General features: G+C 44.1%; 14 protein-coding genes. 7 read left to right on the plus strand and 7 right to left on the minus strand.

Features of this window, described 5'->3' with window-relative positions; genetic code table 11:
- Positions 1-18: 18 nt before the first annotated feature.
- Positions 19-276: a hypothetical protein gene (locus SIO70_RS24545; protein ID WP_320575202.1), complete on the minus strand. Its 258-nt coding sequence runs from the start codon at positions 274-276 to the stop codon at positions 19-21.
- Positions 277-448: 172 nt separating this feature from the next.
- Here SIO70_RS24545 and SIO70_RS24550 point away from each other — a divergent pair, with 172 nt between their 5' ends.
- Positions 449-1486: a winged helix DNA-binding domain-containing protein gene (locus SIO70_RS24550; protein ID WP_320575204.1), complete on the plus strand. Its 1038-nt coding sequence runs from the start codon at positions 449-451 to the stop codon at positions 1484-1486.
- A 45-nt stretch (positions 1487-1531) separates the two neighbouring features.
- Here the strand turns inward: SIO70_RS24550 and SIO70_RS24555 are convergent, their stop codons facing one another.
- From SIO70_RS24555 to SIO70_RS24580, 6 genes are all read right to left on the minus strand, one after another.
- Positions 1532-2113, minus strand: coding sequence for a hypothetical protein (locus tag SIO70_RS24555; protein WP_320575206.1), 582 nt, complete (start codon positions 2111-2113; stop codon positions 1532-1534).
- 32 nt (positions 2114-2145) lie between these two features.
- Positions 2146-4371 (minus strand): hypothetical protein, encoded by a 2226-nt coding sequence (locus SIO70_RS24560; RefSeq protein ID WP_320575208.1) that lies wholly within the window; start codon positions 4369-4371, stop codon positions 2146-2148.
- Positions 4372-4456: 85 nt separating this feature from the next.
- A complete protein-coding gene (locus tag SIO70_RS24565) occupies positions 4457-4942 on the minus strand; it encodes a hypothetical protein (RefSeq protein WP_320575210.1) in 486 nt (161 codons plus the stop codon).
- A 148-nt stretch (positions 4943-5090) separates the two neighbouring features.
- Positions 5091-5537, minus strand: a complete 447-nt coding sequence (locus SIO70_RS24570; protein ID WP_320575212.1) for a hypothetical protein — start codon at positions 5535-5537, stop codon at positions 5091-5093.
- 173 nt (positions 5538-5710) lie between these two features.
- Entirely contained in the window at positions 5711-7618 is a 1908-nt protein-coding gene (locus SIO70_RS24575; RefSeq protein ID WP_320575214.1) for a heavy metal translocating P-type ATPase, read from the minus strand.
- Between the two features lie 49 nt (positions 7619-7667).
- Positions 7668-8435 carry a hypothetical protein gene (locus SIO70_RS24580; protein ID WP_320575216.1) on the minus strand — a complete coding sequence of 256 codons (768 nt, stop codon included), beginning with the start codon at positions 8433-8435 and terminating at the stop codon, positions 7668-7670.
- A gap of 270 nt (positions 8436-8705) precedes the next feature.
- On the opposite strand from SIO70_RS24580, the gene SIO70_RS24585 reads away from it, so the two are divergent.
- The 6 genes from SIO70_RS24585 (at position 8706) to SIO70_RS24610 (ending at position 14146) form a co-directional block, all read left to right on the plus strand.
- Positions 8706-9290, plus strand: a complete 585-nt coding sequence (locus SIO70_RS24585; protein WP_320575218.1) for a TetR/AcrR family transcriptional regulator — start codon at positions 8706-8708, stop codon at positions 9288-9290.
- 51 nt (positions 9291-9341) lie between these two features.
- Positions 9342-10085, plus strand: a complete 744-nt coding sequence (locus tag SIO70_RS24590) for an SDR family oxidoreductase (RefSeq protein ID WP_320575220.1) — start codon at positions 9342-9344, stop codon at positions 10083-10085.
- A gap of 28 nt (positions 10086-10113) precedes the next feature.
- Positions 10114-11658: a DHA2 family efflux MFS transporter permease subunit gene (locus SIO70_RS24595; protein ID WP_320575221.1), complete on the plus strand. Its 1545-nt coding sequence runs from the start codon at positions 10114-10116 to the stop codon at positions 11656-11658.
- A gap of 28 nt (positions 11659-11686) precedes the next feature.
- Positions 11687-12328, plus strand: a complete 642-nt coding sequence (locus SIO70_RS24600; protein ID WP_320575223.1) for a class I SAM-dependent methyltransferase — start codon at positions 11687-11689, stop codon at positions 12326-12328.
- 19 nt (positions 12329-12347) lie between these two features.
- Positions 12348-12929 carry an RNA polymerase sigma factor gene (locus SIO70_RS24605; protein ID WP_320575225.1) on the plus strand — a complete coding sequence of 194 codons (582 nt, stop codon included), beginning with the start codon at positions 12348-12350 and terminating at the stop codon, positions 12927-12929.
- Positions 12930-13009: 80 nt separating this feature from the next.
- Positions 13010-14146: a FecR family protein gene (locus SIO70_RS24610; protein WP_320575227.1), complete on the plus strand. Its 1137-nt coding sequence runs from the start codon at positions 13010-13012 to the stop codon at positions 14144-14146.
- The last annotated feature ends 19 nt before the right edge of the window (positions 14147-14165 follow it).

Genomic DNA, 14165 nt, shown 5'->3' on the forward strand with positions numbered 1-14165 from the left:
AATATTAATATTCAGAATCTACCTGGCCGGTATCACGATCACATCTTCTGGCAAATAAACCGGAATCCCAGGCTCATTCGAATAAGCACTCGTCGTCCCTCCCTCTCCCAAAGGCTGCTCCGTGAGCGCCTGTTTCCTCAAATTCCTGCGGGTCACCTGCGTTAAGACAATGTAATCCTGCTCTGTCGACTTAGTCTGAAAGTAATAATTTTCCAGGTAACCTGTATAGATCAATGTAGACTCTTTTGAACCAGTCATTACATTCAGCAAAATCATGTCAAAATTTATGGAAGCATACTTCACATCAAACAACTCATACCACTCATTTCCTGCACCCGGCAATGCTACAATCTTCTCATTTAATCGCTTATTTTTTTACGATCCACGCACTCACTACAAATGCTACTTTGGAAGTTGCCGGCTCGCCTCAATATCATAACTTTATAAAATGACCACAAAATTTCTGCTACAGCAAAGATTATTTTTACAACAACTGGCGGCACCACAATTTAATACGCCCTCAGCTGTAGTAAAACATATGGGTGCTATACAGGCACAGGATTATGACATGGCCAAATGGGCAGTGGGGCAGCGTGTTACCACATGTCATTCATCCGAAGTGGAAGCTGCTATCAATGATGGTCATATTATCCGCACACATGTACTTCGCCCTACCTGGCATCTGGTCAATCCTGCTGACCTCCGCTGGATGCAGGAACTCACTGCTCCCCATGTAAAAAAAGGAATCGCACATTATGATAAAAAATTAGAGCTGGATGATGCCTTTTTCAAAAAAAGCAACAAGCTTATTTGTAAAGCACTGGAAGGAAAACACCTGACCCGGACAGAGCTGAAAGCGGTACTGGATAAAGCAGGCATCGAAAGTGATTCTCACCGTTTGGTACATATTATGATCCGTCCCGAGCTGGATGGTTTGATTTGTAGTGGTGCAAGAAAAGGGAAGCAAACAACGTATGCACTATTAGATGAACGCATTCCAAAAACGACATCACTCTCCAAAGAAGAAGCCCTCGCAGCACTGGCATTACGGTATTTCACCAGCCATGGACCAGCTACGCTGAAAGATTTTTCATGGTGGTCAGGATTACCCGTTACAATAGCAAAACAAGGTTTGGAAGCGGTAAAAAAAGAACTCGACAACGAAGGCGATTATTACTTTAAATCATTTACAGGAAAGGCTACCAATAAAATTTATCTCCTGCCTAACTACGATGAATACCTTGTTTCCTATGCAGACAGAACAGCACTTGCACATGAAAAACACGCACACAAAATGCAGCGCTCTGCACCGTTCTTTGACAATACCATCATCATTGACGGCCAGGTAGCAGGTACATGGAAACGGGAAATAAAAAAAGATGATGTAAAAGTTAGCTTACAGCCATTTGAAAAGTTAACCACCGCGCAGGAAACAAAATTAAAAAAAGCAGAAAAAGAATATATCAATTTCACATGTCCGAAATAGAAAAAAGAATACTAACTAAATGAGCTCGTGAAAAAGGGGGTGGTTTTAGAATAACTCTTCCTCCTCCATATCCTCCAAAAAACTCCACGCCTTCTCCTCACTCTTAAACAAAAACAAATATTCCCTCAACCGCTTCTCTATGCCCATCCCCTGTATCTTATATAACTCCATCTTCAAATTACTAATCCCCTCTGCATCATCCGCCGCCGTCATAAACACCAGGTCATAACTTGGAAACGCCACCACCAGGTCCTTCCCAAAATGCGCCGCCACCTTCTCCCATATCGGCGCTACAAATATAGCCGTTGCACAATGATCCGGCTCCCCTTCCAATTCATAACAACCAAAAATGGTCTGCACTATTTTAAACTCAAAATCTCTTACGAAATTATTCATAGCCAACTCCATCATCTCCTCTGCTGTCATTTCATCGCCCAAATGGCATTTACTAATAAACGTAAATTTATCACCTCTATCAATCACATATCCCAAAGCAAGGTCCTTGAGCCATAACCGGTGAATAGGAAAATCTGCCTCATCCTCCAAAACCAACTTTAATTCATCTATCAAAAAAACTCTCGGGTAAATTTTATCCTTATACGTCTTTAAATCTGCCTGCATAGCCATATCGATCGATTTTAGCCGAATGTAATTCAATTTCAAATGAATTTTATAGAATCAGGCTGCAATACAACTGTTTTAAAAGTAGCATGCAGCAATACTGTGATCCCATATAGGTTAATACCTCTTATCTCACCTCTGTAACCTTTATTCAATTGCGCATTTGGATCCTGCTTATTACCCACTACCACTACATTGTGCCCCATCACATTCGATGGACTTTTCGGTGGCGCCAGATCAATAGAGTGTTTTTCTGCCAGCGTCGCTACCAGGTTGCTATTCCTAAGTGATCGGGGGTAGGCCTCTGCCACTGTATGCAGAAATTGATCCAACGCATACTTTTTCTTTTTCTGATTCGCCTTTTCCGTTCCCTTATCCTGTACAAAATCCCATAACGCATGCGTATTATCAAAACCATCCGTGACATACTCACTGATATTTGTAGCCTCCCTCCTCACCAACGATGGAGGGAAGTAATTGAGTCCGCTTGTATCAAACATCCCTAACAGGTGATCTGTGATAATTTTTGTTTTATTACCCAGTTCGTCTGTACTGAAAACCGCATCTCCATCCGTCTCGTACCTTTTCAGGAACTGCCGGTGCTGTCCTTCGCTGCGACCTCCCGGCACACCTCCTTTAGCAATAGTGGCAAGAGGGGTCACATTCAGCAAATTGAGATAAGTGGCAATGAAGTTTTCCAGGAAAGCAGTTTTTACGCCTACATTCTGCTTAAAATTCTCTCCCACCTTGCCTACAAACTTCCTGGCCTCATTAAAGGCCGCTACCAGGAAGATCTGGTGCTTTTCATCTATCACTCCGGCAAATTCCAGCTGTGGGCTTTTCATCGCCTCCTGTGTCATTAATGACAGTTGGAGGATGGCACTTGAAAGCGGCAGTCCTGTGAGGGTATTAATTACAGCATCCTGGTGAACGGCCCAGGCAGTGGTATGAGCACCCATCGTGCCGCTAAAAGGACTTTTGGTACGACCAGTCGTAATAATATCACCAATATTGTCCAGGTCATTCAATAATACTGTTACCTGGAAACCTGATCCGCCACCTACAATATCTGAATAACCATAAGCAGATCCCCGTACCTCTGATTCATTCAATTGATGCGATCCACTGAGCTTAGACTTTACTTTATCCCTGTCATCCTCATCTTTAAAATTATAGCTCCCCGCAATATTGATAAATGTCTCTTCCCCATTCACCAGTTTCACGATATGCGCTACATTCAACGTGGGTATTTTGGCCGTTATATCGGAGGTCAGTAATGCCGTATCATTCATTTTACAGAAATCGTATGCAAAAGGATAAGCGACCCTGATGGTACGCAGGAAATTCTGTAGTGTCAGGGCCCATATTTCTTCTTTTACTTCCTTCCTTTGTGTGTTTTCGTGACCTAGTGCAAATACCTCCGGCGTTTCTGCGGCGAACATTGTCCAGAGTGTAGCCCGGATGGACTTTTTATACAATGCCAGCTCCCCCTCTTTTAAGTCTCCTTTTAATAGCTTTCGCAATTCGGTATCCATGCCGGTGAAGGCTGTAGTATTCAGGTCTTTTTCATCCAGCGGGGTATAGGTTTCCAGAAGGCCGGTATTAGAAGGCGTTTGCTCCTCTTTCTTAAATTTCTGCGAAGCGGCGAATTCGAAATAGTTAATTTCTCCCCTTGCTACGCCTTCTCCATGGCCGGAAGGGTCTCCACCGGCTACTGTAGAGGTTGGGAGGAGGTTGATGTAGGTCAGGTACGCGTTGATGGCAATGCGTAACAACTGTAGCACGTTATGATAATTTTGCGCAGTGATTTTTGTTGCTACGCTCCCGAGATTATCGCGGGATACTTTTAGCTGATAGGTCGCAAAGTCGAGTTTTGCCCATTGCTCTTTGCCGATATAGCCATCCAGCTTGCGCAATGGGGAGTCCAGATCCTCATTGATGGTGTCTAAAAACCAGTCGATCCCAACACTCAAAGTAGTACCTACCAGGTGCCTTCTGATGGCGTCGATATGTGCTACCCAGGCAGTAGAATGGGCACCCATCGTATTGCTAAATGGGGAGAGGGTGCGGCCGCCAATGATCACATCGTATATGTCGTAGTTATCGCTATTCCATTCTCCTACAATTTTTGTCAATGCTTGTCGCTGTATGACACCTGTTTTCTGCACTACCGCTGGCTGAGAAATACCTGTATATGCGGTACGGTTTGCAGCAGCGCGGCTGGAAGGTTGAATGACAGAAATATTTTTATTGTGCTGAAGCATGATATTGAGGGAATTGAAATGGGGTGGCGGAATTATATAGTAATATACAAATTTCCGGGATTCTGGACAATTCCACACATCAAAATTACCTCTTCCATCCACTCATGTTCATCCTGATCTTATCTTTCATTTCTTCTTCTAATTTCCTCAAATACCTCTCAGGGTCAAGGCTTTCAGAAAATTCCGCCCTATTACTTTTTGTGATCAGGATCCTGATCCGATAAGACTGTCGATTAATTTTCAGTTCGTAATACCTACCTGCAGAAGACATTCGAAATGGATAATATCCCAACCGGAATTTCAAAAACTCATCTACCTCATATTTGACTTCCAGTTCTCTTCTCTTTATTATTATGCTGTTATTTTCCTGAGACAACCAGATCTCATAATCATTAAAAGATACCGCATATGCGATCCAAATTGTTAAAGAAAAAACGATGACATCCACAAGGATGGATGTTACACCAAAGTGCCTGGAACAAATATTTACCAGTACAAATAATAAGGGCCAGCAATATAAAATAAAGGTAAAATACCTTGCTTCCTTTGTACCGTTGGTAATCGGGATCATATCTATGGTTCTAATAATGAAATTGTAGTTTGCAGGAATTGCCAGGGGCATAAGCATTGCCTACTGCCCAAAATATAGGCGTAAAAAAAAGGAAACCAGGGGATATTATTTTCTTCAGTAAGGGAATCATCCTATTCAAATGTAAGTTCTATCTAGCTACAATCAGCAATAATGGATTATCCATTCTATTACAACTAATTGGAAATTTGTCAGGGTCTAAAATAATATATTCAACCCCCGGCGACTGCTGGACTTGCAGTACCTTCAGCTCCTCCGCTTTAAAATAAGGTACCCCATTAATGACAATGATATCAAACTCTTTCCCTGTCGCTACCCGAATCTCATTCACCAGCTCTTCCCCCGTCTTAAATTTCGCATTTACAGATGTAGGATAAATAGTGATCCTCTTCTTCACATAATTCTTTTTCACCCGTGTGATACTGTCCTTATTTAAAATGATATTTTTAAAAGCTACAGGGTGTCCATTGTACACTACCTGGTATCCCCTCTTCTCACTTTTTAAAACAGCTGTCTCTGAATACCTGATCGTCGTACAACTGGCGAGTCCCGTTAAAACAAACAAATACCGCCACATGTTATTGATTTTTATTGAGTAGCATTATAGGAATACGAATGTGGTTCTCACAGTTTGAAATAATATACATACCAAAGATACTGCTAATTTCACCACAGCCGGGAAAATAAAGAACCATCCCCCTATCTGTGTTGAAAAACAATTGTAATAACAAGGTATCAGGTAATCGTCCCCTACTTCTTTTTATACACCAATAACCGCAACGCATTCAACACCACTACTAATGTAGAACCTTCATGACCAATCACCGCCGGCCCCATACTCGCAATACCCAATAAAGTTAAGGGAATCAGCACCGCCACCATACCCAAACTGATCACCAGGTTTTGTTTGATAATACGATTCGCCTGCTGACTTAACGCAATCGCAAACGGCAGGTGCATCAACTGATCTCCCATCAGCGCAATATCAGCCGTTTCCAGCGCTACATCAGACCCCGCAGCACCCATCGCGATACCAACCGTACTATTGGCCATAGCAGGTGCATCGTTGACACCATCACCCACCATCGCCACTTTATGTTCCGTAGCCTTAAGTTGATTGATCGCTTCGACTTTTCGTTCAGGCAACAGGTTCCCCCATGCATCAGTGAGACCAATCGCCTTTGCAATCGCATCCGCTACCAACTGGTTATCGCCGGAGAGCATGACCATCTTTTTAATCCCCGCTGCTTTGAGCGCATCCAGTGCCTGTTTTGCTTCGGGCCGGGGTGTATCCATAACGGTGATCATGCCCGCATACTGGTTGTCTTTTAGCACTAGCATAGCCGTATGCCCGGCGGCAGATTTTTCATCCAACAGCGCCAGCACCTCTTCCGAAGCACCGGTGACCAAAGCCTTATTACCAATAATAATGTCGTGCCCCTGCCATTGCGCTTTAATACCTTTACCGGTAACAGATGAAAGGTTCTCTGCAGGGGTGATATTTTTTAGCTGCGCATCGGCCACAATGGCTTTTGCCAATGGATGATCGCTGAGTGATTCCACAGCTACGACCATTTCAAGTAGCTCCTCTTTAGTGATACCAGCAGCAGGAATTATGTCGGTAAGTGTTGGCTTGCCGGCAGTGAGAGTGCCTGTCTTATCAAAAGCAATCGCTTTGAGTGTACCAAGGTCTTCCAGTGGCCGCCCGCCTTTGATAAGGATACCCGCTCGCGCAGCACGGGCTACCCCACTCAACACGGCACTGGGAATAGCGATCGCCAACGCACATGGACTAGCTGCCACCAACACCCCCATAGCACGATAAAAGCTGGCGCTGAACGGTTCGTCAATCACCAGAAATGCAAGACATAGCAACCCTACAAAGATGATAACAGCGGGTACGTAAAACTTCTGCAACCTGTCAGTAAAACGCTGTGTAGGTGATTGCTGTGACTGCGCCTCGTTCACGAGTTGAATCAGTTTTGATAAAGTAGAGTCTTTGGATGGTTTGGTCACTTTTACTTCCAATGCACCACTGCCATTCAAAGTACCCGCATATACATTGCTGTCAACCAGCTTATCAACCGGCATACTTTCGCCGGTAACAGCTGCTTGGTTAACTGCACTGTTCCCTTTTATGATTACACCATCAGCCGGAATAGTGGCATCAGGTTTTACTACGACAATATCGTTTATTTGTAAGGTTTCGATATTTACTTCCTGCAGGTCATTATCTTTTTTCAGCCACGCTGTTTTAGGCGCAAGCTTAGCCAGCGCACTAATAGAGTTCTTCGCTTTGTTCATAGCATAATGCTCTAATGAATGACCCAGACTAAAGAGGAAAAGCAATAGTGCGCCTTCGGCCCAGTCGCCTAAAATAGCGGCACCGGCAGCAGCAACGATCATGAGAGAATCGATATCGAAAGAACCAGCTCTGATATTTTCGATGGCTTCTTTTACGGTAAAAAACCCACCTGCAATATATGCCAGAATATATAACGATAAAGGAAGTACGGGAGGAATACCTTTGACAAAAGATAAACCAAAGCCAATCGCCAGTGCTGTGCCACAGGTAAGGCTGCAGATGATCTCTATATATTTCATCCAACCATGTCCGTGATCATGATCATGTTCGTGATGGTGTTCATGCTCGTTCATGTGTTTGAAGATACGAAACCAATGGGAAATTACACCTGCATTCTACTTCCTATCCAGCTATCAATACCTTCCCACACCCTATATGCTTCACACTTTCCACCAAGGCATCACTCACCACCATACCCATCTCCACTCCTACAGCTACAACCATACACTGATACTCGCTGAATTTATAATTACTTAATTGCAAAGTAACCGTCTGTGCCTCCACGGCCTGCTGAGAGGAATACCACTCAGTATTTAAAAAAACCGGTGGCTGTTGAGAACGATAATTTCCGGCTACCCCAAAACTAATGATAAACCGAAACAAGGGTCGCTGCCAGGGAAGTACCAGGTTCACACCAGGCTGTAATGCAGGAAAGCATATCACCGCAGTTGCTGTAGCATGATCCAGAGTGGCGGATACCGGGTTCCGGACCACGCTATCAAACAAATGATTTTTATTCAGGTTGACCCCACTCATCAGGTACCCAAATTCTGAAAAAAACACCATTCGTTCACCCCGCTTATTCTTCTTATCCTGCTTTAGCATATGCCTGCACAAAGATGTAAACCGGGAGGCCAGATTTATATCAGCCAAATGGCTGACAGGTCTGATCGCCATCCGGACAGCCTTCGCAGCTGCAGAACTGGTTCCAAATTCATGATTGTTTTGCCGTACCAACTCGCAGGAAGGTAGTTTTTCAATTTGTTTGCTGGTAGGACCTCCATTCGTTCGGAGGATGTATCCTTCGGATTCATCCCTGTTTTTAGGCAGGTAAGCATTCATTCCTTCCAGTTTCCCTTCAAACTTTAAAATTGATTTAATAATAGCCATAAGATATGGTTCTGCTGTTAACAATTAATGGAAACCGATAACCCTATAATGTACCTATGCCGTATGTAACAGGTATATAACCCGTAGATATCCCGTATCTATATAGATGCGGCTTATGGGCAGGTTATAGGCGGGATATAGGCGGCTTATGGGCGGGTTACCTCTATTATCATAAAGGTATTGATATTCCCTGTACATGAGTCCGCAGTAAAATAAATTTGGAGAATTATACCAATCGGTATATTTTTACATCGTCTTAATCGTTTTGATATGAGCAAAGCAGAAAAAACCAGGCAGTATATAGTGGAGAAAACCGCTCCTATCTTTAATACCAAGGGTTTTGCCGGCACCTCTCTCACTGATATGACCGAGGCGACCGGACTGACCAAGGGCTCCATCTATGGCAACTTTGCCAACAAAGATGAAGTAGCCCTCGCCTGCTTTGACTTCAATTTCAAAAAAGTAGTCGGCATCATCGACAGCGCCATAGAAAAAGAAAAGACCTACAGGGGCAAACTCCTGGTCTATACTAAGATCTATGACAATTTTCTAAACTTACCTTTTCCAACCGGCGGATGCCCTGTGCTGAACACCGCCGTGGAATCAGATGATACTCACCCGGAACTGAGGGCGAAATCTGCCGCTGCCATCGGGAACTGGAAAGACAAACTCTCTGACATTATCAATAAAGGCATTGCAGTGGGAGAATTCAAGCCCGGACTGAATATAGAGCAAACCGCACTCACACTCATCGCTACCATAGAAGGAGCTATCATGATCACTAAAGCAACTGGTAAACTCAATTACCGCTCTGCTATCCTGAACTCCATCGAAAACATGATTAACGCACTCTAAATATTTATTTGCACAAAAATATACCGATCGGTATATTTAAAAACAAACAAGATGAACACAAGTAACAATACCGTACTTATCACCGGCGGAAGTGCCGGTATCGGTTTCGAAATCGCACAGCAATTAAGTGCACAGGGTAACCAGGTTATCATCACAGGTCGTAACCCTGAAAGATTGAAAGCAGCAGCCGCGCAATTAAAAAATACGACTGCGATAGTGTCTGATGTCACCAGCGAAGACGATGTGAACCACCTCGTGGCCCAGCTGAATGAACAATTTCCTTTTTTAAATATCGTGATCAATAACGCCGGGGCCGCGTCCTCTCCTTACAGATTTCTCCCGGGGGCCAATGCATTTGAAAAGGCCAGCGCCGAAATGCAAACCAATTATCTCTCCGTACTTCGCTTGAATGATAAGTTCCTGCCTTTGTTAAGTAAACAACCTTATTCTGCCATCGTGAATGTATCCAGTATTGTATCATTTGCGCCAAGTATCAATATTCCTGGCTATAGTGTTAGCAAGGCTGCTTTGCATGCTTATAGCAGGGTTTTACGCCTTACTTTGAAAGATACGCCTGTACGTGTTTTCGAACTTATGCCCCCATTAGTTAATACAGAATTTTCTAAAGAAATAGGCGGGGAAAAAGGTATTCCACCTGCTCGAGTGGCTGCGGAATTAATAGAAGGTCTTCAAAATGACTTATATGAAATACATGTAGGGGATACTGCCGGCATCTACCAACTCTACCTCTCCTCTCCTGAAAACGCACTGCAGGCACTCAACGCCGGCAATTAATTCTTTGCTTTAAAATATACCGATCGGTATGAAGAAAGAAACCATCCTGGTGGTTACCGTCATTGCTGCGGCTGTGATGGAACTAATCGATACCTCCATCGTCAATGTCGCGCTCTCACATATGAGCGGAAACCTGGGCGCTACGCTGGAAGATACTTCGTGGGTCATTACGGCGTATGCTATTGCGAATGTGATCATCATTCCAATTACCAGTTTTTTAGTCTTAAGATTGGGCAGAAGGAATTATTATATCGGCTCTGTCATTGCCTTTACCTTCTTCTCTTTTATGTGCGGACAGGCATCCAATATCTGGACACTCGTGGCTTTCCGTTTCCTGCAGGGTATAGGTGGCGGGGCATTGCTCTCCGTATCACAAGCCATCGTGTTCGAGATCTTTCCAAAAGAAAAACGGAATGTGGCCAGTGCGCTCTTTGGAATAGGCGTGTTTGTAGGCCCTACAATCGGACCGACTTTAGGAGGATATATCACCGAGTTCTACGACTGGCCATGGATCTTTTACATCAACGTACCGATCGGTATAACTGTTTCGGTTATATGTTATATGCTATTAAAAGAACCACCTATTAAACAGGAAGCCGGAAAAGTAGACTGGCTGGGAATCTTCTTCTTAGCAATTGGCGTAGGATCTTTGCAGACTGTATTGGAAAGAGGTGAAACGGACGATTGGTTCGAAGCGAATTATATCATCCTGTTGAGTGTGACCGCCTTCTTTGGGTTATTACTTTTTATCTGGTGGGAACTCAAAACCGACAACCCGGTGGTGAACCTGAAAGTATTGAGGAGTAAGAACCTTACCTTAGCGGCTGTGCTTACTTTCATTTCAGGGGTCGGACTATTCAGTTCCGTATTTCTGACACCTGTTTTTGCGCAACGACTATTAGGGTTCACGCCTACGCAAACAGGACTGTTGTTGTTACCAGGTGCCTTATTAGCCATCGGCGGATTGATGATCTCGGCTACCCTATTACAAAAAGGCGTTTCTCCTATTGTGATGATTACGATCGGGATGTTGCTCTTTGTACTCTTCAGCTGGCAGATGTCGCATTTAAGTCTGGATGCAAGTGCAAACCTGATCACGACCAGTTTGATTTGGCGTGCCGTTGGACTGGCAGTAGTAACGGTGCCATTGACCACCTTGGCAGTGTCATCGTTGGCACCGCAGGATATTCCCCAGGGAGCAGCTTTGAATAATATGATGCGGCAACTGGGGGGTAGCTTTGGGTTAGCGATGGTGAATACATACCTGACGAATAGGAATGCAGTACATAGAACGGATCTTGTTAGCAATTTTACCGCTGATAATCCGGAGGCTGTAAAGAGAATTTCAGATTATACGGGGTATTTTATGCAGCATGGGTTTGGGGTTTTAGAGGCAAAGCAGAAAGCACTAAAGGTGGTGGATGTTGTGATTACGAAACAGTCGAATCTGATGAGTTATGATGATGCATACCTGATGGTGGGGATGGTGTTTTTGTTTGCATTGCCGTTGTTGTTACTGGCCAGGAAGAGGAAGGCGGGGATGCAGGTGAAGGTGGTGTTGTCTGATCATTGATGAATATGTGTTACATTTAGGTTGCACCATGCAACAGACTAAAAACAATTACGACAATCTCGCCTCCCAATATGACTGGCTGAGCAAGGTGGTATTTTACCACTCGCTTGAAAATGCACAGGTGAGTTTATTGCAATATATACCAGCCGGTAGCCAGGTCCTCATCGTAGGTGGGGGTACCGGCTGGATTTTAGAAAGACTGGCGCAATTACACCACGATGGTTTACGCATCACCTATGTGGAGCTCTCGGGGAATATGATCACCCTTTCACAAAAGCGCGACTATAAAGAAAATACAGTTGATTTTGTGAACCTTCCTATCGAAGATTATATCCCCGACCATGATTACGATGTCATCATCACCCCTTTCTTATTTGACAATTTCGTCCCTGAGCGGGCGCAACCTATCTTCTGGCAGTTACATTATTCTTTGAAAAAAGGCGGTTTGTGGTTATTCGCAGATTTCTATTATGACAAAGAAAAAAGCCGTTGGTGGCAAAAATTGCTGCTAAAAATTATGTATTCCTTCTTCAGGTTGTTCTGTAATATAGAAGCAAACGCCCTCTTTAACATGGCGACCTGCTTTGAACAGGGAAAATACGAGGTAATACATAAGCGTTTCTTCTATTTTGGCTTCATTCAGTCAATTGCTTATAGAAAACCGGTATAATTACTATTTTAGTCCCCTGATGTACGCAGCTGAAAATTCTCTCTTACTCCGTGTAGCCAATGGTGACCAAAAGGCTTTTCGTATGCTTTTTGACCAATATTGGGATGGCATGTATGCCAATGCGTTGCATTTTACAAAATCGCCTGAATTAGCCCAGGACCTTACACAGGAGATATTTACGAAGGTGTGGATCATGCGGGATAAGCTCCCCGGAATTGAGCGATTCGATGCCTGGCTGTACAAGGTAGCGAAAAATATGATCCTGGATGAGCTGCGCCGGTTACAACAAAGTCCGGATTATGCTGAGTTTATAGACGCCTATTTCCTGGCTGGCGACCAGGATGCACACCAACCTGCAACGACCAAAGACATTGAAAAACAACTACATGCAGCTATTGATCAATTACCTGCGCAAATGCAGATTGCTTTTAAACTGAGCAGGTTTGAGGGCCTTACACACGACCAGATTGCACAAAGGATGAATATATCCAAAGTAACCTCCCGGAATTACATAGCACGATCCCTGGTGGCTATCAAAAAATACCTTGCTGGCAAGCAAATTGAACTGGGACTGCTTTTACTCTTAATGATAAGACACTAATATATAGCCAGTTACATCTTTTCTGAAAAAATTTTCCTCACCGACGGATTACCCCGTCCATTTTTTCCGTCTTTATACATATGAAGGAGTTATTGGAAAAATTCTTGTCCGACAGCATGACCAAAGAAGAGCAGGAGGAATTCCGGGCTTTACTTGCCCGCGAAGACCTGCGTGAAGAGTGGGCTGCGTACATTGAAAAGATCCTGGCAGAGCAACGTTACGATGATGCGCCTGTAGCTGACCGTGATGCCATCTTTCAGCAAATGATGTCCAAATCACCTGTTTATCCATATCCTATATCAACTTTGCACAGGTACGGCTGGTGGGCCGCTGCGGCGGTCTTCCTGCTCCTGTTGGGGGTGGGCACTTTGTGGTTGCGTAAACCTGTGCCTGCACCGGCTAAACTGGCTGTTGCTGATGTGGCACCGGGTACTACAAAAGCAGTGCTTACATTGGCAAATGGGCAAACGGTGCCACTGGATAGTGCGGGCGTAGGCTCATGGGTGCAGGGCAATACCAGTGTGCATCAATCTGGTGGGTTGCTGGCCTATTCAGGGGCTGCCTCTGAAAATGCGGTAAGCTATAATACCCTGACTACCCCCCGCGGAGGTACTTTCAGGGTGACCCTGCCAGATGGCAGTAATGTATGGCTCAATGCTGCTTCTTCGCTGCGTTATCCTACTTCTTTCAAAAGCTCCTCTGAACGACTCGTAGAAGTTCAGGGCGAAGCCTATTTTGAAATCGCACAAAACGCACAACAACCTTTTAAGGTAAAGGTCAATGATCAAACCACGATTGTCGTACTCGGAACAAGTTTTAACATAAATGCCTATGCCAATGAAGGTGGCATTGCCACTACACTGTTTACCGGCGCTGTTCGTATGAACCACGGGAATACTCAGGTTACGCTACATCCCGGGCAACAGGCGCGCACGGGGCACACAACTATTGAAACGATTCAAAATATAGATACAGCACAGGTACTGGCCTGGAAAAACGGACTCTTTGATTTCCATAATGCCACGCTGCCGGAGGTAATGAGACAATTGACCAGGTGGTATGATATTGACGTCGTATATGAAGGAAATATACCAGCCATCACGTTTGATGGGAAGATGGATAGACATTTACAATTATCTCAAATTATCAAAATCTTTTCTTACATGAAGTTGAACTGTAGGCTGGAAGGGAATAAGCGCCTGGTAGTACTGCCATAATTTTATCAGAAATTTCATT

It is taken from the genome of Chitinophaga sancti, from assembly GCF_034087045.1.
Taxonomy (GTDB): domain Bacteria; phylum Bacteroidota; class Bacteroidia; order Chitinophagales; family Chitinophagaceae; genus Chitinophaga; species Chitinophaga sancti_B.

Coding starts and splice junctions, on each gene's coding strand:
- SIO70_RS24610 (WP_320575227.1), top strand. CDS start 13,010: ATGAAGGAGTTATTGGAAAAATTCTTGTCCGACAGCATGACCAAAGAA.
- SIO70_RS24560 (WP_320575208.1), bottom strand. CDS start 4,371: ATGCTTCAGCACAATAAAAATATTTCTGTCATTCAACCTTCCAGCCGC.
- SIO70_RS24580 (WP_320575216.1), bottom strand. CDS start 8,435: ATGGCTATTATTAAATCAATTTTAAAGTTTGAAGGGAAACTGGAAGGA.
- SIO70_RS24575 (WP_320575214.1), bottom strand. CDS start 7,618: ATGAACGAGCATGAACACCATCACGAACATGATCATGATCACGGACAT.
- SIO70_RS24555 (WP_320575206.1), bottom strand. CDS start 2,113: ATGGCTATGCAGGCAGATTTAAAGACGTATAAGGATAAAATTTACCCG.
- SIO70_RS24570 (WP_320575212.1), bottom strand. CDS start 5,537: ATGTGGCGGTATTTGTTTGTTTTAACGGGACTCGCCAGTTGTACGACG.
- SIO70_RS24550 (WP_320575204.1), top strand. CDS start 449: ATGACCACAAAATTTCTGCTACAGCAAAGATTATTTTTACAACAACTG.
- SIO70_RS24595 (WP_320575221.1), top strand. CDS start 10,114: ATGAAGAAAGAAACCATCCTGGTGGTTACCGTCATTGCTGCGGCTGTG.
- SIO70_RS24590 (WP_320575220.1), top strand. CDS start 9,342: ATGAACACAAGTAACAATACCGTACTTATCACCGGCGGAAGTGCCGGT.
- SIO70_RS24545 (WP_320575202.1), bottom strand. CDS start 276: ATGATTTTGCTGAATGTAATGACTGGTTCAAAAGAGTCTACATTGATC.
- SIO70_RS24600 (WP_320575223.1), top strand. CDS start 11,687: ATGCAACAGACTAAAAACAATTACGACAATCTCGCCTCCCAATATGAC.
- SIO70_RS24565 (WP_320575210.1), bottom strand. CDS start 4,942: ATGATCCCGATTACCAACGGTACAAAGGAAGCAAGGTATTTTACCTTT.
- SIO70_RS24605 (WP_320575225.1), top strand. CDS start 12,348: ATGTACGCAGCTGAAAATTCTCTCTTACTCCGTGTAGCCAATGGTGAC.
- SIO70_RS24585 (WP_320575218.1), top strand. CDS start 8,706: ATGAGCAAAGCAGAAAAAACCAGGCAGTATATAGTGGAGAAAACCGCT.